This is a genomic window from Corallincola platygyrae (genome assembly GCF_039544265.1).
GTDB classification, from domain to species: Bacteria; Pseudomonadota; Gammaproteobacteria; order Enterobacterales; family Neiellaceae; genus Corallincola; species Corallincola platygyrae.
Window position 1 is genome coordinate 125,984 of record NZ_BAABLI010000015.1, and the last position, 24,081, is coordinate 150,064.

Below are 24,081 nucleotides of genomic sequence, written 5' to 3' on the forward strand. Positions count from 1 at the left end.
CTTATCCTTTTGTCTGATGATTGGATTTTAATTGGTGCAGCAATTGTTGGCGCTGCTCACTGTTTTGCAACAGCTCGGAGATCTCTTCTGGTCCACCTCGATAAACAATGCGCTGCGCTTTTTTAGTTAACTGGTAGTCATACATAGGGTCGTAATATTCTACCAGTAGCGGTGATATCCACTGTTTATGGGCTTCTGGTTCACCTCTAAGGTGACGACTCAACGCATCTTCCAGCAGTGCCAGCATCTCCCGGTAACGCAGGTCGCCCAAGCGACGCTTTAGTTTACTCATCGCCTTGCGCAAGCCTTCGGCAAAACTATCAAACCCCTGCTCTTCGCCCAATGCCTGCTGCGACTCCGTGAGATTGCTGAGTATATAGTCGTGATAACTATGTTCAATGCGCTGGTCCAGTGGCAGTTCGAGCAAAACCAGCGGTGATTGCTGCATCTGCTGTTGAAGCACGGGAGGCAGGGCACAGCGACCTATCAGATGGCTTTCATCTTCTAATACCAGGGGCGGAATCGAGACATGGGCTCGATAATGGTGACGATATTTCAGCAGGTTGATGGAAAACGCATTTTCGAAACCGATTTGTGCTGGCTGTCCGCCCAAACGTTTACCAAATGCACTGCCGCGATGATGCGCTAACCCTTCCAAGTCTATTTGGTCAGGTAGTTGTTTGAGCAGGTGAGTTTTAGCACAACCTGTGCGCCCTCCCAGAATGACCATGGGTGTTAGAGGTGTGGTCGCTTCTAAATGATCGAGTAGGTAGCGCCGCATCGCCTTATAACCGCCAATGATTCTTGGGTAGGGATGTCCGGATTCGGCCAGCCATTGCTGACTTATCTGCGAGCGCAGCCCGCCACGAAAACAGTAAATGAATCCCTCAGGATGTTTCCGGGTAAAAGCCGCCCAGGCATTCACTCTTGACTGCTTTGTTTCTCCTTTGACCAGCTGATGCCCCAGTTTAATCGCTGCATCCTGGCCATGTTTTTTGTAGCAGGTGCCGACTTTAGCTCGCTCCTGATCCGTCATCAGCGGCAGGCTGACGGCATTAGGGAAAGCGCCTTTGGCGAACTCGAGCGGTGCCCGGGTGTCGATGAGCGGACGATCGTTAAGAAAAATATCCGCAAAGTCCTGACTGTCTGGACGCTTGGTTGACATAGGATTGTAAGAATTCTGTGACATTATCTTCGCCAATCTGACATCTAACACCGCGTGTTGCTGATTTTATTCAACTGTTTCGGCGAAATGCAGATGTTTCGTTTTTGTTAACAATGTGAGAGCGCTCGTTTTTTAGGCTTTGTTAAAATGGCATCCTTGTTCGGATTTTGAGCAAGGCAGCCGAAAGAGCTGCTCGTAAGGAGTCCAATGATGTCTTTAACTGCCAAGCGCCCTGTTGGCATTACTGTATTGGCCATGCTGTTCGCAACACAAGTGTACGCGACTGAGCTGACCCCTCAACAGTGTGAAGAATACCTACTGATTGATGAAGTGTCTTTGACTGAGCAGCAACATAAATTAGTCACCGAGCAGTGTAAAACACGATTTAACAGCAAAGACGGAGTAAGTCAGTGTGCCTATGAAGAGGGTGAGCTCCTGCGCCAGTCTTTATCTGAGCAGGCGGCTGTGAAATGCAAATAGTTGCCTGAGCCCATTTAACTGAACGCTGACGCAATAAATTCAAGCTGGTAATCCCTAACGGCTGCTGCCATGCTAAAACGGTTTTTGCCTAACTGTTTGAGTTCATGGGAGGAACCGTGTCATGTATCGCCTGTATGAAATGCCCGCTTCGGGCAATTGCTACAAGATCCGATTATTGTTGACCCAATTGGATTTGGCTTTTGAGCGTATACCTGTCGACTTGCTCAAGGGCGAAAGTCACACCGCAGAGTTTCTCGCGTTAAATCCCCACGGTAAAGTGCCACTGCTGCAGCTTCCTGATGGTAGAACCCTACCTGAATCCAATGCAGTGCTTTGGTATCTCGCTGAAGGCACGCCATATTTGCCAAGAGAATCATTCGAGCGTGCGCAAGTCTTGCAGTGGATGTTCTTTGAGCAGTACAGCCACGAGCCATATATTGCCACCAGCCGTTTCTGGCGTGTTTTTGTTAACCCTGCAGACCATCAAGAAGAGCTTGAACGTGCTTATCCAAAAGGCATTCAGGCGTTAGCGCTTTTGGAGCAACACTTGAGCGAGCGCACTTTTATGGTGGCTGAACGCTATACCATTGCGGATATTGCACTATACGCCTATACCCATGTGGCTGAAGAGGGCGGCTTTTCGCTGCAGGATTACCCCGCCATTCGCGCATGGCTGGATAGGGTTGCGTCGCAACCTGACCATATCAAGATTACCGAATAACAAAAGTATAGATTGAGCACCAAGATTGGCAGAGCGCCAACGCTCAACAAGCTAAGAGGAAAACTGATGAAAGACGCTACTAAAGCGATACATGCCGGTTACCAGACAGATCCCACTACAAAATCGGTTGCTGTGCCTATCTATCAGACGGTCGCCTACGAGTTTGATAATGCGCAACATGGCGCCGATCTGTTTAACCTGGAAGTGCCGGGCAATATCTACACCCGAATTATGAATCCAACGACCGATGTGTTGGAGCAGCGGGTAGCAGCGCTGGAAGGAGGCGTGGCTGCCTTGGCCCTTTCTGCGGGTAGCTCTGCAATTCACTACGCCATTATCAACCTGGCAACCGCGGGCACCAATATTGTTTCACCTCCCCAGTTGTATGGCGGTACCTATACCCTGTTTGCCCATATGCTGCCGTCGTTGGGTATCGAAGTAAAATTTGCTGAAAATGACAGTCCGGCTGCGATCGCTGCCTGTATTGATGAAAACACCCGCGCTGTGTTCTGCGAAACCATTGGTAACCCGGCGGGTAATATCATCGATATCGAAGGTGTTGCACGAGTCGCTCATAACGCCGGTGTGCCTCTGGTGATCGACAACACAGTGGCTACGCCTGTGCTGTGCAAACCGATCGAACATGGCGCAGATATTGTGGTGCATTCAATGACCAAATATATGGGTGGTCACGGTACTGCCCTTGGTGGTGTGATTGTTGACGGTGGCAGCTTCCCCTGGAGTGATTACGCAGAGAAGTTCCCGATGTTTACCCAGCCTGAGCCTGCTTATCACGGCGTAGTTTATACAGAAGCCTTTGGTCCTGCGGCATTTGTTGCCCGTGCCAGAACTGTACCGCTCAGAAACACAGGGTCTGCTATTTCGCCGATGAATGCGTTTTTGATTTTGCAGGGTCTTGAAACTCTGTCGCTGCGAATGGAGCGACACTGTGAAAATGCACTGGCGGTTGCCAACTACCTTAAGTCACATCCGAAAGTTGAGTGGGTGAGCTTTGCCGGATTAGAGGAAGATGATCGCTATCCGTTGGCGAAGAAATACTTTGATGGCAAACCCAGCTCACTGCTGACCTTCGGCATTAAAGGCGGCTTGGATGCCGGTGTGAAATTCTATGATGCATTAGGTCTGTTTAAACGCTTAGTGAATATCGGTGATGCCAAGTCATTGGCTTGTCACCCTGCCAGTACCACTCACCGTCAGCTCTCGGACGAAGAGCTGGTGGCAGCCGGTGTTACGCCTGAAATGCTGCGCCTGTGCGTTGGTATCGAACATATCGATGACATTATTGCTGATCTTGAACAAGCTCTATCAAAAGCTTAACGTGTTGTTCTAAAACAAATTATCAGACGCCACCGCTTGCGCCGGTGGCGTTTTTTATTCAAAGTACTAGGCCTTCTAATTAAGTAAAAAATCGTAGTCTTAAGGATGAGTTGAGAATGAAGTTTCACGCCGCCACCGTTTGTTCTTTATTTACTGCATTGCTTGTTTCCCTACCTGCTAGCGCTGAATTGACATCGCCCCAGATTTCGGTGGGTGTGACAGCGGTTAAAACGTATTTTGATGATAGTTTCGCCTGTATTTTATGTACCAGTCCCGTGGAGTTGGAAGATGATGAAGATGCTGGCGTCGAATTGTTTGTGCGTTTTCACTATAGCTCCTGGCTTGGTTGGGAGCTGGGTTATGTTGATGCGGGTGAATTCAGTTATTCCGGCCGGTATGGAAATGAAGACGCTAAAGGTACGGGTGAAGTCAGTGTGACTTACGTTTCTTGGGCACCGCAATGGGTTGTCGCAGATAACTTCTCTCTTGGTTTTGGTTTAGGTTGGGGCATTGAGAGTGTCGATATTAACAACGATGCCGGCAGCGTTGATGTGGATGATGGCGGCGCTTTTTATTATAAAATCGGCGCTGAATATAAGTTCTCCGACAATTTCGCTATCCATACCAAGGCCGCATATGTAACAGGTGAAGATATTGATGTTGGCTGGGTAGGTTTGGGCGGCAGCTACTTTTTCTAAGTCATTACCGGCCTGTTTTTTTCTTAGGCAATAGCTGGGCCACTGTTAATACTAATACATCTTCAACTCCTTTCGCCTGCTCTGGCGGCGCTTTGGTGGAAGTTAATCTGGAGTGGCTGGCCTCTCCCGAAGCCTGGATGGCTCTCGTTGCGCGTATTGGCTTGTTGCTGTCGATCACTTGGGTAATGAGTCTGTCCAGCACGCTATTTTCTGTACTGGATAATGCGCTGAGTGGCCGTGACTTGATTCTAATCGGCGGTGGACTGTTCCTCTTGGCGAAAAGCACCCATGAGATCCATAGCTCATTGAAAGGAGAGCAGCAGGGTGGTGCCATTAAACATGCTGGTTTCATCTCTGTGATCGCTCAGATCATGGTGATCGCCTTAGGGGTGATGATGCTTGCCGCTGGCAGTATAGCCCGTTTTGTTGATACTCATCCTACCCTTAAAATGCTCGCGCTTAGCTTCCTAGTGCTGCTTATCTTCACTTTAATTGCGGAAGGTATTGAGGTTCATATACCTAAGGGCTATATCTACTTTGCGATGGCATTTTCTTTTGGTGTCGAGATACTCAACTTGCGCGCAAAGAAACGACTGAAAGCAAAAGCGGTACGTTTGCACAATCCACGAAAAGCCAAGCTCAAAGCTGAGTTTGCTGAACAGGGAGCCGATTACGGCAAGGAGTAATGATGGGGACCTTATGCTGCTCAACACGCATTAATTACCTTCCGGTGGACGAAACCCATTTGAATTTGCTGGCGTCGTTGGATAGCGACCCGGAAGTAATGCGTTTCATCAATGGTGGCAAACCAACGCCATTGGCTCACTATCGGGATAACGTTCTGCCTAGATGGGAGGCGATCAGTCAACGTGCATCCCATTTGGGCTTCTTCATAATGGAACACCAAGATGATGGTCGTATTCTGGGGTGGGTGCATAACCGCCCGTTTGTAAATGCTGATGGTGAAGAGACCGGTGAGCTGGAGTTGGGATATCGTCTGTTTCGCTGCGAGTGGGGGCAGGGATTTGCCAAAGAAGCGGCGGGGTGGGTGATCAATAATAGTCGACGAGTCTCGCAAGGCGAAACCATGGTGGCGATAGCCATGCCTGATAATCTGGCGTCTATCGCGGTGATGCGCTCGGTGGGTATGTCCAAGGTTGAGCAGTACCTTCATCAGACAGGTGTCGAGGTGGTGAAGTACAGTTGTACGCTGTCTGACTAACCATGCTTTCTATATCCACACTAATGTTAATAGTTTGTAACTCTTTGCTCGCGCGGCATTAACAGTTCACTCATATACTTGTTGCCATCATCATTGTAGTGACAGGGTTATGGTCCTTACATCCAGTTCATTGAAGAATCCGGCAGGTGTGCTGATCATGGTCGCCATGATCGCGCTGCTGGGTGCATACAGCCTACAGCAACTGCCGGTTCAACTTTTCCCTACCATTGAGCGTCCGCAGATCTCCATCATGACCTCTTGGCGCGCTGCTTCACCGCGAGAGATTGAGTCTGAGATCCTTGAGCCTCAAGAAGAGGTACTCCAGGGGTTGCCCGGAGTCGAAGAGATGTCGGCATGGGCAAACCGCGGTAACAGTTGGATAAATCTGACCTTTGGGTTGGAAACGGATATGCAGAAGACCCTGGTTGAAGTGATTGCCAGGATGAATCGTCTGCCGCCGATGCCGAGAGACAGTGATCCACCGACCATCATGTTGGGGGGATGGGGTGGTGATACCCCGGCACTGACCTATTTCTTTATCCAGGCGTTACCGGGCAACAATAAACCGATTGGCGATTACCTGACCTTTTTTGAAGATGTGGTCAGGCCCCGCTTAGAGTCGGTTCCAGGTGTTAGTCGCGCCAGATTAGAAAGTGGTGCAGGCGCTCCGCAGGAGCTGCAGGTAAGGTTTGATCCCTATCTTGCCGCCGACCTGGGGATCGATGTCAGCGCCATTGGCGGTTTGCTCGGCAGTGGTAATGACATTTCCGGTGGTTTTGTTGATGTCGGCCGTCGTCAATACACTCTGCGTTTTGCTGGTCGCTATCAACCTGAGCAGCTGGGAGAGCTGATTCTGGAATGGCGCGATGGTCGTCCTGTGTATCTGCGCGATATTGCAGAAATCAGTATTGAACGCGGTGACCGTCAGGGTTTGGCCATCCAGAACGGTAATCCGGCGATTTCGGTGCGGATCGACCGTCAAAGTGGCGCTAACGTGCTGGCTACTTTATCGCTGGTAAAAGAGGAAGTGGCCAGACTGCGCGAAGAGGTGCTTGCTGAGAAGCAACTCACCATGGTGCAGTCCTTCGATGCTTCTGTGTTTATTCTCCGCGCGATTAATCTTTTAAGCGGTAACCTGAGTATTGGCGTGCTGCTTTCTGTGGGTGTGCTGTGGTGGTTTATGCGTCAGGCACGAGCAACGTTACTGGTTGCTCTGGCGATCCCTGTCTCTCTGTTATCCACATTTATCGTACTCAAGCTGACGGGCCGTTCATTGAATGTGATTTCGTTAGCAGGACTGGCGTTTGCCGTGGGTATGGTGCTTGATGCTGCCATCGTTGTGTTGGAAAACATTGTCCGGCACAGGCAACAAGGGGCTACAGGATTAAAAGCGGCTGAGTCGGGTGCATCTGAGGTATGGGGGGCGTTGCTGGCGTCCACCGCAACGACGGTAGCGATCTTTATTCCGGTAATTTTCCTTAAAGACGTGGAAGGCCAACTGTTTGCCGATCTTGCTCTGACTATTGCCATCGCGGTTTCTATTTCGCTACTTGTGGCGGTGACCATATTACCGGCCGCGGCCAGTCGTTGGTTGGTGCGGGATGCGATCCCGGACCGTCTGCAGGGCTTATGGCTGCGGATCACCAATATTGTCATGCGTCTAACCCAATCGGCCAAGCGGCGCTGGGTACTGATTGTTTCCATGATGGCAGTGCCTATAACGGTAACGGTATTAATGCTGCCATCCATCGATTACCTGCCTCCTGTGAAACGAGACGCAGTGGATGCCTGGTTTAACTTCCCACCGGGCGCGTCAATGGAAACGCTGGATAAAGAGATCGTGCAGACCATTGTCGAACGTCTCGATCCTTATATGAAAGGGGAGCAGCAGCCAGCACTCAAGAACTACTACATCATTCTTTGGCCCAACGGCGGCACCATGGGCGTTCGGGTAAAAGATCAGGATCGTGTATCTGAGATGGAGGCGATTGTTCGTGACCAAGTGCTGAAGGGGCTGCCTGATACCATGGCTTTTGCTCAGCAGGGCAACTTGTTTGGCGGCTTTGGTGGCGGACGCCATATCGCTGTGCACCTTAAGTCTCGGGACACCGAATCTCTCATCGACGTTGCCCGCTATGGCATGAATCGATTGAACGAAGTTTTACCGGGTGCCAACGTGCGACCCAACCCGGGCCTGGAACTGGCCGAACCTGAGCTTCGCTTGGTGCCTAATGACCGGCGTATGCTGGAAGTGGGCTGGAATCGGGCAGACTTGGGACGTCTGGTGCGTTCGTTTGGTGATGGCCTTTATGTTGGCGAATATTTCGATGGCGACAAACGGATGAACATCATCTTCCGTAGTCAGGATTGGCAATCTCCTGAGGCGCTGGCGGCGATGCCGTTGGCGACGCCCGAGGGTGGTCAGGTCACCCTGGGTGAACTGGTAGACATCGAGCGTACCGTGGGCCCAAGCCAGGTTCAGCGTATCGACAGACGTCGAACCTTTACCCTTGGCGTGTCACCTCCGGAGGGCGTGACGCTGCAGGAAGCAATCGACAAGATTAAGGCTGAAGTTGAGCCTGAACTGATCGAAAGGATGCCCGATGATGGTGCCATTACCTATGGCGGCAGCGCTGACAGTCTTAAGAGCGCATTACGCAATATGTCAGAAAACTTTGTGGTCGCGCTGTTGTTGCTGTTCTTGCTAATGGCGGGCCTGTTCCGTTCACCCAAGGACAGCTTGCTGGTGGTATTGTCGATTCCATTAGCGACGGTGGGTGGGGTGTTGGCATTACGCCTGCTGCATTTGATTAGCTTCCAGCCGCTGGATCTACTGACCATGATTGGTTTTGTGATTTTGCTTGGCCTGGTGGTGAATAATGCCATTTTGCTGGTGCACCAAACGCGCAGTGCTGAGCGGAATGGCGCCAATCGCGAAGAAGCTGTTAGACAAGCCCTGCAGCTGCGTATGCGGCCGATATTTATGAGTACCCTGACCAGCATTTTCGGCATGTTGCCTCTGGTGTTGATGCCGGGTACCGGCAGCGTGATTTATCGAGGATTGGCGACGGTTATTGTCGGCGGAATGTCAGTGAGCGCGTTGTTTACATTGTTGCTATTGCCCGCCTTGTTGCGTTTAGGCGAGAAGCCTCTGCAACAGGCCGAAGTGCTGGATATGCCGGAGCGTTTTCCCATGGCCAGTGGCAGCAAAAGGAGTTAGATAATGAAAGTGTGTAAGTTACTGGCAGCCACCATGCTACTGACCGTATTTGGTTCTGCTCAGGCTGAGCTTCCCCCTGCGTCGGTTTGGTTGGCGACAGCAGAGCAGCAACAGATGCAGTCACAGCTTTGGTTGCCCGGCTCTGTGGCTTCTCGCCATGACGCTGAGATTGCGGCAGAGATCAGTGGTCGCCTTACCTGGATTGCAGAAGTAGGCACACAGGTGAAAGAAGGCGAGGTGATCGCCCGCATTGATGACAGTTATCTGCTGCTTGAGTTGGAAGCCGCCGAAGCGTCAATTGCTCGGCTTGAAGCTCAGCTAACGTTTTTAGATAAAAAATTAGCTCGTTTTATCGAAGTCGCTCGTTCTCAAGGCACGTCGCAGAACGAGTTGGATGAGCTGACCTCTTCAAGAGACATGGCCGTTCAGGAACTGGTCGAGGCAAAAGTTAGCCGAGCCCAGATACAACACCGCTTGACTCGAAGCAAGGTCAAAGCACCTTATGAGGGAATGGTGGTCAGCCGCGAACAGCAACGTGGCGAATACACAGATGTAGGTGAAGACCTGGTGCGTCTGGTACAGATCTCCCAACGGGAAGTCAGAGTGCAGGCGCCGCTAAGTGTGGCCAGCTATCTGAAAAAAGGTGATTCAGTTTTGGTTCGTTATCTGGAGAAAGACATTCTGGTGTCGGTTCGCACCTTGATCCCTGTTGGCGATGACCGTTCTCGTACCATGGAATTGCGGCTGGCGTTAGAGCAGACTGACTGGCCGGTGGGGGCAGCGGTAAGAGTCGCCCTTCCAAACAGTGAACCAACCGATGTGATTGCTGTGCCACGTGATGCGTTGGTATTGCGCGGTAAGCAACGCTACGTGTTTTCCGTTGACGATGAGGGCAAAGCGGTCAGAATCGAAGTAGATACCGGTATCGCTGATGGCGATCAGATCCAGGTTATCGGAGACGTCGGTGAAGGGCAGCGGGTGGTTATCCGCGGTGCAGAACGTCTCCAGCCCGGACAGGCTGTAAAAATTGAGAATCAACTGGCACAGGCAGAAAAGAGTGCCAATATAGATAGTTAGTTGCTATTTGACGCTGCTACTCCGACCACTCGGGGTAAGTTTGGTCAGCGCACACTATTCGGACATAATAGGCGCAGCTTTTTACCGGGCAGCGCCTTTTTGCTTGCCAGAACATAGGAACAGACCATGGTTATCAAACCAAAAATTCGTGGTTTTATCTGTACTAACTCTCATCCAAAAGGTTGTGCTGCCAACGTACAGGAGCAGATCGCCTACACCAAGGAACAGGGAACTATTGCCAATGGCCCGAAGAAGGTTTTGGTGATCGGTGCATCTACAGGTTATGGCCTGGCATCTCGCATCACTGCCGCATTCGGTAGTGGCGCCGCCACCGTGGGTGTATTTTTCGAAAAGCCTGGCACAGTAAAACGCACTGCCAGCGCAGGCTGGTATAACTCTGCAGCATTCCAGCAAGCAGCTGAAGCTGAAGGTCTGTATAGCAAGAACATCAACGGTGATGCCTTCTCTGACGAGATCAAGCAGCAGACGATCGAGCTGATTAAGCAGGACCTGGGTCAGGTTGATATGGTTGTTTACAGCCTTGCATCGCCTCGTCGTACCGACCCCAAAACAGGTGAGACTTTCTCTTCTGTGTTGAAACCCATAGGTAAGGGTTACACCGAACGCACGCTCAACACCAGCAAGTTGGAGATTGAAGAGGTCACCGTTGAGCCAGCCAATGATGAAGAGATCGCCAATACCGTTAAAGTGATGGGTGGTGAAGACTGGGAGTTGTGGTTGGATGCGCTGCAAGAAGCCGGCGTACTGGCCGACAACGTACAGACGGTTGCTTACAGCTATATCGGTAAAGAACTGACTTGGCCTATCTATGGCAAGGCGACTATCGGTAAGGCTAAAGAAGATTTGGACCGTGCCGCTGCGGCGATCACTGACAAGCTTAGCGGCCTGAAAGGCGAAGCGCGCGTTAGTGTGCTGAAAGCCTTGGTAACGCAGGCGAGCTCAGCCATTCCTATTATGCCGCTGTATATCTCTCTGCTTTACAAAGTGATGAAAGAGGAAGGCAGTCACGAAGGTTGTATTGAGCAGATCCAGCGTTTGTTCCAACAGGTTTATGTTGGTCCAGCGAACCTGGATGAAGACAACCGTCTGCGTGTTGATGACAAAGAGCTGGCTCCTCATGTTCAGGATGCGGTTGCTGAGTTATGGCCACAGGTCACGACAGAAAACTATGATGAGTTGTCTGACTATCGAGGCTATCACGCCGACTTCCTTAAGTTGTTCGGCTTTGGGGTAGAAGGTGTTGATTACGATGAAGACGTCAATCCAGAAGTGGATATGGTGTTGTCGTAACTAAAGCTGCAAGCTTTTAAAAAGGCGCCTTAGGGCGCCTTTTGCATTTCTGTAACTTCTAAATTTTGACCAGCGGCGCAGACTTCAGCTGTTCTAAGCCATAGAATCGGAGCGGTTTGGCAATCGATTTCGTTAGGGATTTTTCTGAATGGTTCAGCGTCTTCTTGGAATAGCTCTGTGCAGTTTGCTCTTTTTTACCGGGTGTAGTGATGCTCCGGATGCATCACAGGTACAAAAAGCTATCGAGCGTCATATTGTTTGGCAGCCATGGCAGGTTGGCAGTGTCGCAATCAACAGCGAATCGTCGGTCGGTGATAGTGCGGTGCAGTACCAATTCACAGTAAAATTGTCGCCTAAAGAGGATCTTTACACATATTTGTTTCAGCTTGGTGACAACCGGGTGGTATCTGTTGGTCGTGCTCAAGGTGATAGCAAACCCGTGGTAGGCGTTGCTGATGGCAAAAAAGGGCCTCATGGTTGGGATCTTTCCATTGCGTTTAATGATGATGCTTTTGGCCCTGAAGGTGAGCCCAAAAAGGACGGTGACGTCGTTATAGGCAGTGACGAATACAACAAGGCGGTTGAACTCGCCAATGCAGAGCTTGCTCAGATTGCGATAGAGATTGAAGAGCTCACGTCAAAATTACAGTTTTCAAGAAAAGAACATCAAGGGATGCTGGCGCAGCTAAGCGATCTGCGTGATACCAACCGATTTCGGGTTGATAAATTGAAGCAGCAGTTTGAAGGCAAGCGTCAGGCGATCGAGGAGCGCTTTGCTACTCAGAGCCGCCAACGTCAGTCTCAGTTGAATGAAAAGCGTAAGCAGCAATTGATTGCGCTTAACGTGAAGTTTGAAGAACGTTTCACCAATGCCGAAAAAACTTTCGCCGATCGACGCCGCGCATTAGACAAAGCCATGGTCGATAATGACCGCAACTACAACATCATGGTTCAGGATGTTCACAAAGCGTACAAGGCGGATATTGGCGCATTGGATCCGAATTCCATGTCATCTGACGAGTATCGCTCTTACCTTGACGCGAGAGTGCAGTCTCGGGACAAGTCATTGGCACAGGTGAAACAGGAACATGCGCAGATGCGCGAGAAGATCCGTGTTGATAAAGAACAGTTGATTACGGGCCACAGAGAAAACATGGAGTTGTTGCGTCAGGAAAAACGCACTACTTTGGAAGAGGCGCGTCGACAGCAGTCAGATGAAAAGCGCGCCATGTTTGGTGAGTATCAGCAGCAACTGGATGTCTCTTTGGCTGAGTTGGATAAAGCCTATGAAGCACGCCGCTCAGAACTGCTCAGCGAGGAGAAAGAGCTGAGTCGATCAATGAAAGAGATGGCTCAGCAGGTGCATGAGTTGGAGACGCTTAATGCCAGTAAGTTGAACCGACGTGACGCACTGACTAAAGGGCTGGAGGCCGCCAGTACGGCCAGTTAATTAACACTCAGGTGAGGAATAGTTGATGAAGGCGATAAAAGGGAGTTTGGTCGGCTTATTAATGGTGTTGGCGAGTCAGGTTCAGGCTGGCACCATCCGAGTTGTCGGACAGGGACAAGTGTCACAAGTGCCAGATCAGGTTGTTGTGCAACTGAGTGTGGTTAAGCTCGCAGATAAGGCTGAGCAAGCCAAACAACAAGCTGACGCTGCGGTTCGCAATGTATTAGATGCAGTCGCCGCGTTGGATATCCCAACGGAAAATGTCGGCGCCGCTGACCTGCGTTTGTCCCCAAAATACAATTACCAGAAAAGAGAACGAGTACTGCTCGGGATGGAGGCTAGCCGCCAGATCCGGATTGTTCTTAGTGACGCGTCTCTCCTGGCCTCCCTTTTGGATAACGTGGTTTCGGGTGGTGCGACTCAGGTTCAGGGAGTACATTGGCAGTTCAGTCAGTTAGCCAAACTACAACACCAAGCGCGTCTGGAAGCCTTGAAAGATGCGCAAGCTCAGGCAAAGGAACTTGCCGCCGTGTTGGGAGCAAAGTTGGGAGATGTTGAAACCATCGATACACAAACCCAGCAGGCAGGGGTACCTATGCCGAGACTGAGAACTGCCGCCGCTGAAATGGATAGTTATCAACCTGCTTCTCAAAACATTGAGGTACAGGTGCTAGTGGAATTTGAGCTGGAGTAAGTCCCCACTTCGGTGCTTCGATCCTGATAGCTTGGCTACGCTGCTGAAGCACTGCCTCTGTAAATTATTTTGTAAAAAATAGTGTACACAAAGGATTGTTATTCCTTTCTATAATTTTGATATTCATTTTGGTTTTTTATACCACATCGGTATTACTAATAGTCGCGCTGGATCGCTACCATGTAGCCCAGCAAAAAGTTAAACAAAACAGATAACGATAATGAAGAGGATCCTTGATGACCCTCTCCCCCATCTCCAGAGGGGTTGTGTTAGGAGTGATGTTTGATTTGGTTGCATGCCAGCCAGTCTGACAAAAAAATCACCCAACACGTCTGCACAGCAAAAATAAAAATAAGTGCAGTTTTCAGCCGGTCTCGTTAGAGATCGGCGTTCTATTCAAACGTCATGCGTTAATTGCATGTCAGGTTCAAGCAAAGCAGACCGTTCCTGGGTTTGTAATGGTTTGCTTTGATGAAGGGAAAGCGGTGCCGGTGGCACCGCTTTTTTTATACCCAAAACACTTCGTGGGGCATGCCAATGCACAGGAGCGTCGATGTACAGGAAGTACGGCCGAAAATTGCTCCTGCATTTTCGGCATTTCCGCCATCCATGGCGGTCGTATGACGCGGGTGCATGGTACCCGAAACACTTCGTGTGGCATGCCAATGCACAGGAGCGTCGATACCCAAAACTTCTCGTAGTAACCAATCCGTTTAACCGGAAACTCCGTAAGGATAATGCCGGGCCCAATTGGAAACTTGTCAGTCGCTTGCGTCCGTTTTGCAACCAATGCTAAGGACGAGAAGATGATCGCTAGAAACAGTATAAAGACGCTGATTGGTATCATGATGCTAGGCATGGTGCCCTTTGCTAACGCTGGCCTATATAAGGCTGTCGCGTACCTGGATTATGCACAGGAAGTTTCACCGAGTAACCCTTTGCCGAGTTCAGCCATGGGGTATGCCTCTCTGGTGTTTGATTCAGATACCCTGACTCTGGATATGGTCGCTACTATTCAAGGCATCGCTCTGGCTGGTGTTACGTTTCCAGATGGCGGGCTTGCCTTTGGCGTATTGGGACCGTTCCACATACATAATGCGCCAGCGGGCGCGAATGGCGGTGTGGTGGTGCCATTTAACATGATGAGTTACTTTACCGGTGCGGTTGACGGGTTAATGGTGCAGGCTGATGACATTGCTTTTGATGCGTCGATTCTCACCGAGTTGGTAGCGGGAAATTTGTATCTTAACCTGCATACCTTGGATTACGGTTCAGGAGAGATCCGTGGCCAGTTATCTGTCGTGCCGGCACCTGCTGCCGTTGGACTGCTCGCATTGGGCATATTTGGTTTGATGCGTCTACGTAGTCACTAAAACCTACAGCTGAACGGAGCCTGACATCAGGCTCTTTCAGCCAGTGAACCTTCACTAGTTTGCAGGCTTGTCGACCTGATCTAGGTCGGCAATTGGCAGACTTTGACCTCGAATCAGTTCAATTAGCTCTGGGATAAGGGCTTTACCTGTTTTGGGTGGGGGTAAACGGGTTGTGGTTTGAGACGGTTGCCATCCCGCTGGAGAATGCTCAGCCAGCAGGTAGCGAAATGGCAGGTAAGGCTCTACACCTAATCGCATATCAACAAACTTCAGTTGTCCCTGGTCGTCTTGCAGTTGATAGTACCCATGAGTAAACCAATCGAGCCTCGCCAGTTTTGGTAGTGCGTGTTTATCAGCAAGATTCTGATTGTGAGGATAAGCGTTAAACGTGATCGGTTTTGGATCGAGCCAGCTAAAGTAGCCTATAAGCAGCTGATCTTCGTTTTTACCTATGACACGCCAACTCATAATGTTGAAGGGGGTGGGTGCCAGAAAGGGGCTCTCAAAGACATTATGTTGCGCCAGAATGGGAACCGCTTGTGCCCTCACTGATAGCATCAGTATGACGCTCAGTACCAGATAACCCTGGCTTACACCCAGGCCCCATAGATTTGCGCTGGTTGGGTCAGCCCTTCTTGTTTTAAATGCCCATAAACTTATGCCGATGCCAACAAGCAACGGCAGGGTGTAGAGTGGATCAATAATAAATATGGTTGACCAGGCAATAGGCGGGGTTTCGAGAGGCCAAAATAGTTGTGTCCCATAACTTGTGAAACAATCAAGAATGGGGTGAGTCACCAGGCATAGCCATACCATTAAAGTTGCTGACCAATAACGCCAAGAATGCAGCTTGCTTACAATTGCGCCAATCAGCGGTGACAATGCAGAGAGAACGAAAATTGAGTGGCTGAAGCCTCGATGTTTGGTGACCTGATCGACCGCGTCCTGATAGTGAATAAATACATCAAGATCCGGCAAGGTGCCTAAGCCTGCTCCCCATGCGAATGCTCGCCAACCGAGCTGCCTTCCACCAATTGCGCCGCCAACTGCAGCCCCCAGGGCTGCCTGTGTGATTGAATCCAATTTTCTACCTTAAAGAACCTTTGTCTGACTTTAAGCTAATACATTTTTAGCTGGGCCTCATAATCGAACCAAACAGCTTGAATTAACAGTGTATTACGTCTAGCAGTTAGGGTTAGACCATAGCTTTTTGAGGATGTTTGATGGCCAGCATAATGATCGTTGAAGATAGTGAATCTTTGGCGCTCGTCTATCAAAGCTATTTAAAGCAGGAAGGTTACCGTGTCAGCCACTTCAGCAATGGCCAATCCGCACTGGCGGCGCTGACTCGTCAGCCTCCTGACTTGATGTTGCTGGATTTAAAGCTTCCCGACATGGATGGCCAGCAAATTCTTGAGTTTGTAAAAGAACGGGAGTTGGCAACCGCGGTTGTTGTGATCACTGCCCATGGTTCAGTCGAAAATGCGATTGAGGCGATGCGGCTGGGTGCAAAAGATTTCCTGCTGAAGCCCGTGTCTAAAGCCCGTCTTCTGGTGACTGCCGAGAACATGTTACGCCTTTCTGAGCTCGATGCCTTGGTTGAAACGCTGCATCAGACTTTTGTGGTTGAAAGTTTCGAAAAGCTGATTGGCAAATCCCTGCCAATGCAGCAGGTGTACCGGATCATTGAAAGCGCCGCTACCAGCAAAGCAACGGTTTTTATTACTGGTGAAAGTGGTACAGGCAAGGAGCTTTGTGCCCAGGCGCTGCATCAAAGGAGTCCACGTAACAAAGCGCCTTTTGTGGCTATCAACTGCGCTGCTATTCCTCGCGAACTGATGGAAAGTGAAATCTTTGGTCATGTTAAAGGCGCCTTTACCGGCGCAGTTAGCAATAGGGAAGGGGCGGCAGAGCGTGCTGAAGGCGGAACATTGTTCCTGGATGAGCTTTGCGAGATGGATTTGGATTTGCAGAGCAAGTTGCTGCGTTTCCTGCAAACCGGACAGTTTTCTCGGGTCGGAAGCAGCAAGCTGCAAACCGCGGATGTGCGCATTGTGTGCGCGACCAATCGAGATCCGCTGACCGAAGTCAGTGAAGGTCGATTCAGGGAGGATCTCTACTATCGATTGCATGTGATACCTCTGGCCTTGCCGCCATTGCGTGAGCGCGGAGATGATGTGCTGCTGATTGCTGAAAAGCTGTTGTCGACAATTTCCAGTGAGGAGAACCGGCAATTTAGAGGCTTCAGTAGTGATGTCCAGTTATGGATGAAGCAATACCCCTGGCCAGGCAATGTGCGTGAGCTGGAAAATGTGCTGCGCAACGTCACCGTACTTCACGACGGTGAGCAGGTAGAGCGCGCGATGTTGCCTGATCTGACGCCCCGAGCTGAACTAAACGGAATCCGAAAATCGGTCTCAGATAATGAACGCCTCTCGTCTGTAGCCGAACCGCTCCTGGCAAAAACAGCAAATGTCTGGCTGCCAGATACCCTGGATTCGGTACAAAGCTTCGAGTACTACGAACGCCACCTTATTGAGCATGTTGTAGACCTGCATCAGGGCAAAGTCAGTGAGGCTGCCAAAAAGCTGGGACTCAATCCCTCTACCTTGTACCGCAAAATAAAACAGTGGAAAGCCCTGGATGAACAATCGCAGTTACCTGTCTGAACAGGTGTTAATCGACCTTTTGGCAGATACGGGGGCTGAACTTTGGCCCCAACTAAGCCAATGCTTTATCGATGAAACTCAGGCGAGAATCAATGAGGTTGAGGCGTGGTCTGGCGACCGGCAGCAACTACTGCGAGAAAGTCACACCCTTTGCTCCAGCGCGGCCACGTTTGGCGCGCTGGCTATTAGCGACTTGGCCGCGGAGATCGAGCAACGGGCAATGACAGAAGAAGTTTACTTGCTCGAGCAAAAAATCAAGAAGTTGGCACCGATCTGGCGTGAAACGCGTCAGGCATTACAGGCCTTTGGAAACAAGTGAGGACTCCTATGCGGATAGCGACAGCATTCAGCACCCAAACAGAGACACCAGCCGCGGTTAATGAGTGCATTAGCCAGCTGGAGTCGATTTTTGATACCGCTGCTGACTTGTTGTTGATTTATCCCACCAGTGCAATGGATGCCGACGAAATATTTCATTGTCTGGAAAGCCACTATCCAGCAGCGCAACTGATGTTATGTACCTCCTGTCAGGGTGCGATGACCGAACATGGCTATCATGGTGTTTGTGGCCATGGCTTGGTTATTTGGGCATGTCACGATCCCGGCGGTAGTTTTGGCTGTGCCGTTGAGCCGTATGCTGATAATGCAGTAGAAGAGGCAGTGCAAAGGGTACTGCATAGCGCAATGGCCGCGGCAGGCCGTGTTGGAGAGCTACCAGCCTTGGTCTGGCTGCATGGTACGCCAGGACAGGAAGAGCGCATACTTAGCGCAATTGAACAGTTATTTGGGCGTTCTATGCCTGTGATCGGCGGCAGTGCCGCAGACAACGATGTAGCACAAAAATGGTTAATTGGTGCCAATGGCCATCTTTGTGAGAACGGTGTCGCTGTGACACTGTTTTACCCTTCGTGTGAGCTGGGATTCAGTTTCCATTCTGGTTACTTGCCTACGACAGTAACAGCCACTGTGACCCAATCCAGTGGACGCCATCTGGAGCAATTAGATGATGCGCCAGCTGCTGAACTTTACAATCAGTTGACCCATGGCGTGCTCGGAGACGAATTGGAAAAAAATGGCAGCATTCTGGCGGCCACAACCCTTTCTCCTTTGGGCAGGTATGTAGGGCAAGTCAATGGTGTGGCTTATTACAAATTGGCTCACCCGGAACATGTCTCCGAAGAAGGGGGCCTGCGTCTGTTTGCAGAAGTTGAAGAAGGTGAAGAGGTGGTGCTGATGCAGGGCACCATAGAGAGCTTGATCGGGCGCGCGGGAAGGGTGGCTCAGGAAGCAAAAGAGACTTTGGATGTGTCGCGTCATCGCATTATTGGAGGATTAAATATCTATTGTGCCGGTTGTATGCTGACCGTTCAGCAGCAGATGCCCGAAGTGGTTGATTCAATTAATCAGGTGCTGCAGGGCGCACCATTCGCCGGTGCCTTTACCTTTGGCGAGCAGGGCCAGTTTATCGGTGGTGAATTTGCACACGGCAATCTGATGATTGCCAGCGTTGTATTCATGGAGGCATAGATGGCGCCCGACGATAAACTGGAGCAGGCAGAGTCTTACCATGAATTGGCGCAACAACTGGTGCGAGCGAGAAGTCAGGCGCACAAACTCCAGGCGGAAAATGATGCGTTGCTTCGAGGGTTGCAGCAATTGTCTGCGGCAGCGGATCCGTCAAAACTCACGGATGCTTTAGTCGATATGCTGGCGCCTTTTACGGGGTTGGAGAATGCGCTTATCGTTGAATTTCAAGAGGGCGTTTATACTCCTCTTGTTGCCAGCGATAAGGCATTGATGATCGCGCGCTGGCCAGCATCACCTTCATTTGGCCGAGCCTTGTCAGGCGAAACCCTGTTGCTGTTTGATACCGGTTTTTTACCTGAATGGCAGGCGTTGCCTGATTCTGTTTGCCAGATATCGCGAAGTGCCATTATTACTTCGATTGCGGATAGTCGGCGCCAGGTTCTGCTGATCTGTTTGCATAGCCAAGCACATAGCTTTGACCACGAAGCCCGTCGTTTAGTGTCGCGTTTTCGCCCTTTTTTGTCACAACTGCTGATTAATCTTGGCTTTCGCCATCATCTTGAAAACCTGGTTGCTCAACGTACCCAGGCCCACAAAGAGAGTGAACTTAGGTTTAAAGCCTTTGCCAGCAGTGCCAGTGACTGGTTTTGGGAGACCGATAGTCGACTTCGACTGACTTACCTGACGCAGCCCGATCGATTAGCAAAACAGGCCGCTGAACTAAACCTATTGGGCAGGCGCTGGTTAAGGCTGCGCAGCTCTAAAGAAAAGAAGCAGGGGCGCTGGCGTGATTTGTTAAAACAGCTGTCGGCGAGAGCACCGTTCCAAAAACTGCGCTTTGAAATAGAACCTATGCCGGGCAAGCGGCGCTGGATTGAAGTCAGCGGTGAACCAAGGTTTGAACAGGCGCGGTTTATTGGTTATCGCGGTACCGCCAGGGATATTACTGACATCAAACGCAAACAACTTGCATTGGAGCAGGCTTGGCAGGCGGCTCAACAAGCGGCTGAGGCCAAAAGCGCCTTCCTGGCGATGATGCAGCATGAATTGATTACCCCGGTTGGTGGCATTGTCGGTGGACTGGAGCTGATGGCGGCCGAGCCACTGACCGAAACCCAGAAACAGCAATGGAATATGGCGTCACAGTCTGCTGCATTACTCGATGCCTTATTGAAAGATCTGTTGGCCTTGAGTCAGGATCAAGGCATTGAAGGAGAGTTGGCTCTTGAAGCTTCTGAGTCACGCCGAGTTAGCGGGAAACTGATTGATCTGGTTAATCACGCATTAGGGTTGTGGCGAACCAAAGCGGCGGAGAAGGGGTTGACACTGATAAGCGAGATCTCCGGTGCTGTTGAAGATGTTTGGCTGCCGGAGGTGGAGCGTATCGCCCAGGTACTGTTTCATTTGCTGGGCAATGCCGTGAAGTTTAGTGACTCTGGCACTGTCCGACTCGCGGCGTCATTGATGGCCAACAACATAGTTTTTGCGATAGAAGATCAAGGCCCTGGCTTCGAGCCAGAGCAGGTGGCGCAGTTGTTTAATCCGTTTGAGCAAAGGGATAACAGCCGTACCCGGCTTCATCAGGGCAGTGGACTTGGGCTGGCTTTAAGTAAACGACTGGTAGAGTCCATGGCCGGCACTATAGGTATCGATACACAACCAAATGGAGAGCGGTGGCAGGGGCGCGTGTGGTTCAGCCTGCCTATGTCTAAATCAGGTAGTGAGCAAAGTGAATACATCCCTGAACTGGAAAGTGCCAATCAGCCACTCCAGATACTGGTTGCGGAAGATAGTAAGAGTAACCAAATGGTGATTAAGTTGATGCTTCAACAGCTTGGTCATGAGGTCAGCTTGGTGGACAACGGTGAAGAAGCTGTCAGAGCTGTCAGTAACAGCCAGTTTGATTTGGTGCTGATGGACCTTCGCATGCCAGTGATGGATGGACTGGAAGCCAGTCGCCAGATAAGGCAGCTGCCCAAGCCGATGTCTGACGTACCCATCTATGCGTTGACCGCAAATACGGGCCTCAATGAAGCTGAACATTTCAAATCTGTCGGTGTCACCAAGGTGCTTGCCAAGCCATTAAGAGCGGAGCAGCTTCAGGAGAACCTTAAGGGCCTGCTTGGCTGAGCAGATGCCCCCTGACGTGCTTGAGTCGGCTTCAGTCGAGCGATTAACCTCTTCAGTAGTGAACTTTTTTCAGCAAGTTGTGCGCCGCAGTAAAATGCTCCGCGATAGTATTCAACCCTGACAATCCTGATCCTGCAACAGGCATTTGAGCCGTAGCCAAGAACCATCGAATAACACCGTTGCGATGCTGGCGGTGTATCACACTTGAACCCGACGCCCTCTGAGGCCAGGTTTACCAGCAATCCATAGCCCCAAGGGGAAAACCAATGCAGCCAACCGCTGGGTTTGAATCTTAACTTAATCCCCGCCTTGCGAACGGCAACGCGGGGAAAGCGCCGGCTGTTATGACTATCTGGATGGAATTTACTCATAACCTTATGGGACCTCATAAAGCTCGTACTCGATAGTTGTGACTAAACGCAAATCGACATATACCTCCATCATGTAAAGACCTGCCGGATCATTGGGTTGGGGTTTCATCCATACAGCACTGCTACCAACCGCATTGACCATACGGCTTGATATCTTGTTGAACTGGCCATTTCGTCCCTGCTTGGGGATGTAATGTATGGTACTGAGCGTAAAGGGCTCTCCGCTCGGCTTTTCAACTATCAAGCCGTATAGGGTTTCAGGCGCTATCACAAATCGATTGTGTTCAGAGAATGTGGGTTTGCTACCGGGTACGTCTGAACGGACCTCGCCAAAACGTATCTCTGTCTGTTCGCTAGCAAGGGCATAACCAATCATTAGAGCGGATAGGACAAGTAGTGCGAGTATTCTCATCTTATTTCTCCTTGTTTCGTTTGCAGGCGGCTGCGACCAATATCAGTCCCATCAAACTCAAATAAAGTGAGCCTGGTGCAGGCACCGAGACACGCGTGGCTTGAGGTGGAATACCATCGCCACTGATCTCGTAACTAAGCTTCTGTTGGATGGCGTCTCCGAACTGCTCAAACCTGTCTACCTGCATCAGAAAAGCATTTTCGCCACCGACGACTTCGTCCACGTAGAAATCACTGACGGATTGGTAAGGGCTAATCACAATGCCGTTGATGGTATCGATTTCAGTGAGCGCATCATCTCTCGCTAATTGCGTGTCTCGACCGCTGTTTTCGATGCCATCGCCGGATACATCAATAATTTTTCGATTGCCACTAAATCCGTTGTCTGCGAATTGTGCTGTGCCAAAATCGATAGCACTTCCTACCCCCGTCATATGCCAGAAAGGCCGAGCAAGCTCAGCAAGTGCAGATGAGAAATCCAAAGCAGACTCGACGGAGTCGATCAATGTCCAGTCGGCCATGATGCTTTGCTGGTTTTCACCACTCCACATCACCAGTTGAACCGCGATTTTTCCCAGTTCGCCCTGCAGGATGCTCTGTTGCACTTCATCATTGCTGAATGCTTGGGCGTAGCCATCGCGCTGCAATAGGTACTCTTGATGGCTGACGCTGCCAGAAACGTCCATCAGCAGCTGAAGTTCCACATCGACATCCAGGTCGATAATTTCTATCGCCTGGCTCTGCTCGGCTGACGTTGCCCAGAGTGAAAAAAGAAGGGTGCCGTTGGCGAGTGGCAAAAGAATTTTGGATCTGTACTTCATGTCGTTTACTCCTTAACCCGAATGCACAGGCGTAATGCCCGTTGATGCCACAGGAGAATGAGTCAAACCTCATGCCGACTTGGTAGATCACGCATAAATACCAATAATTTCAATAAGAAAGGTACGTTTTTTAAGTTGGAGGTAGAAATTAGGGGATATTGCAAATTGCAATTATTTTGCATTTTGCAACGAAGGTGATGTTGTAAATTGCAAATAAAATCTCTGCATAGTAGTGCTCTTTATAAGTTTATCATCTTGAAAAATATGGTTTTTATGGATTTGGCACAGTGGTTGATTGGGTAAGGGTGGTCGGATAAAGGAGTTTGTTATGGCTAATCTCAATATCAATAAACGTCGCCAGAAGAGTGTGACTAAGTACATTGTTTCACTCTCTATCATCAGTCTTATTATGGTCTTTCTCGGTGGCACTTGGGCTTGCATGCGCTATCAGCAGGTTAAGAAGCAGGTCAATCAACTAAATAAAAACTTTCAGCAACTCCAGGGAGAGGTGGATGTACTCCGGACCCTTGAGCCTGGAGCGCGAAGCGAGAATCTGTTTTCTAATGCGGCGAACAATATGCGCTTGCAACCGGGGTGGGTTGTGAGAGTGCACAAGAATCCTGATTTTCGAAAAGCGGTTCCTGAGTTGAAAGGCTCGGATCTGGGCAGCTTCGTTATGGATGAGTCTCGCTTTCATTTAGCGCGTCATCGCTACAATCAAATTGAGCGGCCACCTGTTGGGGCATATCAGATGAACGGTGTGTATGCCAGTTTGACCAAAGGACGCCACCAATTTGTGCTTTCGTTCAATGTGAACCGACTTTCGATGCAACGAGCCAATGAACCCAAGATCGCTACTCGCTGTTTTGCTTCGATGCGAGTAAATGGCAGAGAGCTGTTTTCTGACAGCGTAAACCTTTACCAGGGATTTCGTGATGAAGCGTTAATGAATGGCGAAGTTAGCTTGGACCAAGGGATGCACCCTATTTCCGCAGTTATTTTTTGTGATATTTCCGGATCTTTGCGTGGCGAAGATGTCGAAGTTGTATTCAAAAGCAGAGCGCCCGGTGATGCGACTGCACAAATAAGCCGAAACTCAGTGTTCCATGTTGCTCGCCCTCAACATGAGTTGGCCAGGCTAATGAAAATGATGGAGTCACAACTAGATGACTCTGTAGAACAAGAGCTTTCTCATAACCGCAATCAGCGCAGAGAAGTAACCAAAGACGTAATTCCAACTTCATTGAAATCAGCGCTGTAAGTCGGAGGGGTTATGGTTGAGCAGTACCAGGCGTTTAGGATCGTGTTTTGGGTTGTGTTGATGTTGTCGGGAGTAGTCGTTTTTTCATGAATCCCTTATCAACTCAGAATTACCGGATGCGATCTCCACCCGAAGCAGGGAT

The 24,081-nt window shown here is 50.2% G+C and carries 21 protein-coding genes; 17 read left to right on the forward strand and 4 right to left on the reverse strand.

Features of this window, described 5'->3' with window-relative positions:
- Position 1: 1 nt before the first annotated feature.
- Positions 2-1,189: a tRNA 2-selenouridine(34) synthase MnmH gene (gene mnmH / locus ABEA14_RS13310; protein WP_345340514.1), complete on the reverse strand. Its 1,188-nt coding sequence runs from the start codon at positions 1,187-1,189 to the stop codon at positions 2-4.
- A gap of 183 nt (positions 1,190-1,372) precedes the next feature.
- Between mnmH and ABEA14_RS13315 the strand changes: the two genes are divergently transcribed.
- The 12 genes from ABEA14_RS13315 to ABEA14_RS13370 all read left to right on the forward strand — a co-directional run bounded on the left by ABEA14_RS13315 (position 1,373) and on the right by ABEA14_RS13370 (position 14,749).
- Complete coding sequence (locus ABEA14_RS13315) at positions 1,373-1,645, forward strand: hypothetical protein (RefSeq protein ID WP_345340515.1); 273 nt, start codon at positions 1,373-1,375, stop codon at positions 1,643-1,645.
- 121 nt (positions 1,646-1,766) lie between these two features.
- Positions 1,767-2,366, forward strand: a complete 600-nt coding sequence (locus ABEA14_RS13320; protein ID WP_345340517.1) for a glutathione S-transferase family protein — start codon at positions 1,767-1,769, stop codon at positions 2,364-2,366.
- A 66-nt stretch (positions 2,367-2,432) separates the two neighbouring features.
- Positions 2,433-3,704 (forward strand): O-acetylhomoserine aminocarboxypropyltransferase/cysteine synthase family protein, encoded by a 1,272-nt coding sequence (locus tag ABEA14_RS13325; protein ID WP_345340518.1) that lies wholly within the window; start codon positions 2,433-2,435, stop codon positions 3,702-3,704.
- A 116-nt stretch (positions 3,705-3,820) separates the two neighbouring features.
- A complete protein-coding gene (locus ABEA14_RS13330; RefSeq protein WP_345340519.1) occupies positions 3,821-4,402 on the forward strand; it encodes an outer membrane beta-barrel protein in 582 nt (193 codons plus the stop codon).
- Between the two features lie 95 nt (positions 4,403-4,497).
- Entirely contained in the window at positions 4,498-5,088 is a 591-nt protein-coding gene (locus ABEA14_RS13335; protein WP_345340520.1) for a TerC family protein, read from the forward strand.
- The gene (locus ABEA14_RS13340; RefSeq protein WP_345340521.1) at positions 5,088-5,624 is read left to right on the forward strand and encodes a GNAT family N-acetyltransferase; all 537 of its coding nucleotides are present in this window, start codon (positions 5,088-5,090) and stop codon (positions 5,622-5,624) included. Before ABEA14_RS13335 ends, ABEA14_RS13340 begins: the two co-directional genes overlap by 1 nt.
- Before the next feature lie 109 nt (positions 5,625-5,733).
- Positions 5,734-8,844, forward strand: coding sequence for an efflux RND transporter permease subunit (locus ABEA14_RS13345; protein WP_345340522.1), 3,111 nt, complete (start codon positions 5,734-5,736; stop codon positions 8,842-8,844).
- 3 nt (positions 8,845-8,847) lie between these two features.
- The gene (locus ABEA14_RS13350) at positions 8,848-9,921 is read left to right on the forward strand and encodes an efflux RND transporter periplasmic adaptor subunit (RefSeq protein WP_345340523.1); all 1,074 of its coding nucleotides are present in this window, start codon (positions 8,848-8,850) and stop codon (positions 9,919-9,921) included.
- Positions 9,922-10,047: 126 nt separating this feature from the next.
- Positions 10,048-11,232, forward strand: a complete 1,185-nt coding sequence (fabV, locus tag ABEA14_RS13355) for an enoyl-ACP reductase FabV (RefSeq protein WP_345340524.1) — start codon at positions 10,048-10,050, stop codon at positions 11,230-11,232.
- Between the two features lie 148 nt (positions 11,233-11,380).
- Complete coding sequence (locus ABEA14_RS13360) at positions 11,381-12,682, forward strand: hypothetical protein (protein WP_345340525.1); 1,302 nt, start codon at positions 11,381-11,383, stop codon at positions 12,680-12,682.
- 25 nt (positions 12,683-12,707) lie between these two features.
- A complete protein-coding gene (locus ABEA14_RS13365) occupies positions 12,708-13,376 on the forward strand; it encodes an SIMPL domain-containing protein (protein WP_345340526.1) in 669 nt (222 codons plus the stop codon).
- Positions 13,377-14,182: 806 nt separating this feature from the next.
- On the forward strand, positions 14,183-14,749 hold the full coding sequence (locus ABEA14_RS13370; RefSeq protein WP_345340527.1) for a CHRD domain-containing protein: 567 nt from the start codon (positions 14,183-14,185) through the stop codon (positions 14,747-14,749).
- 54 nt (positions 14,750-14,803) lie between these two features.
- Here the strand turns inward: ABEA14_RS13370 and ABEA14_RS13375 are convergent, their stop codons facing one another.
- Positions 14,804-15,832 (reverse strand): metal-dependent hydrolase, encoded by a 1,029-nt coding sequence (locus ABEA14_RS13375; RefSeq protein WP_345340528.1) that lies wholly within the window; start codon positions 15,830-15,832, stop codon positions 14,804-14,806.
- 140 nt (positions 15,833-15,972) lie between these two features.
- Here ABEA14_RS13375 and ABEA14_RS13380 point away from each other — a divergent pair, with 140 nt between their 5' ends.
- From ABEA14_RS13380 to ABEA14_RS13395, 4 genes are read left to right on the forward strand one after another with little or no spacing between them, the layout of a single operon-like run.
- Entirely contained in the window at positions 15,973-17,418 is a 1,446-nt protein-coding gene (locus ABEA14_RS13380) for a sigma-54-dependent transcriptional regulator (RefSeq protein WP_345340529.1), read from the forward strand.
- Positions 17,393-17,737: an Hpt domain-containing protein gene (locus tag ABEA14_RS13385; RefSeq protein WP_345340530.1), complete on the forward strand. Its 345-nt coding sequence runs from the start codon at positions 17,393-17,395 to the stop codon at positions 17,735-17,737. Before ABEA14_RS13380 ends, ABEA14_RS13385 begins: the two co-directional genes overlap by 26 nt.
- 8 nt (positions 17,738-17,745) lie before the next feature.
- Positions 17,746-18,945 (forward strand): FIST signal transduction protein, encoded by a 1,200-nt coding sequence (locus ABEA14_RS13390; RefSeq protein WP_345340531.1) that lies wholly within the window; start codon positions 17,746-17,748, stop codon positions 18,943-18,945.
- A complete protein-coding gene (locus ABEA14_RS13395) occupies positions 18,946-21,075 on the forward strand; it encodes a response regulator (protein ID WP_345340532.1) in 2,130 nt (709 codons plus the stop codon). It begins immediately after the preceding gene.
- Positions 21,076-21,450: 375 nt separating this feature from the next.
- Here the strand turns inward: ABEA14_RS13395 and ABEA14_RS13400 are convergent, their stop codons facing one another.
- Both ABEA14_RS13400 and ABEA14_RS13405 read right to left on the reverse strand, forming a co-directional pair.
- Positions 21,451-21,858 carry a hypothetical protein gene (locus ABEA14_RS13400; protein WP_345340533.1) on the reverse strand — a complete coding sequence of 136 codons (408 nt, stop codon included), beginning with the start codon at positions 21,856-21,858 and terminating at the stop codon, positions 21,451-21,453.
- Between the two features lies 1 nt (position 21,859).
- The gene (locus ABEA14_RS13405; protein WP_345340534.1) at positions 21,860-22,678 is read right to left on the reverse strand and encodes a DUF1194 domain-containing protein; all 819 of its coding nucleotides are present in this window, start codon (positions 22,676-22,678) and stop codon (positions 21,860-21,862) included.
- Positions 22,679-23,006: 328 nt separating this feature from the next.
- On the opposite strand from ABEA14_RS13405, the gene ABEA14_RS13410 reads away from it, so the two are divergent.
- The gene (locus tag ABEA14_RS13410) at positions 23,007-23,939 is read left to right on the forward strand and encodes a hypothetical protein (protein WP_345340535.1); all 933 of its coding nucleotides are present in this window, start codon (positions 23,007-23,009) and stop codon (positions 23,937-23,939) included.
- Positions 23,940-24,081 lie beyond the last annotated feature (142 nt).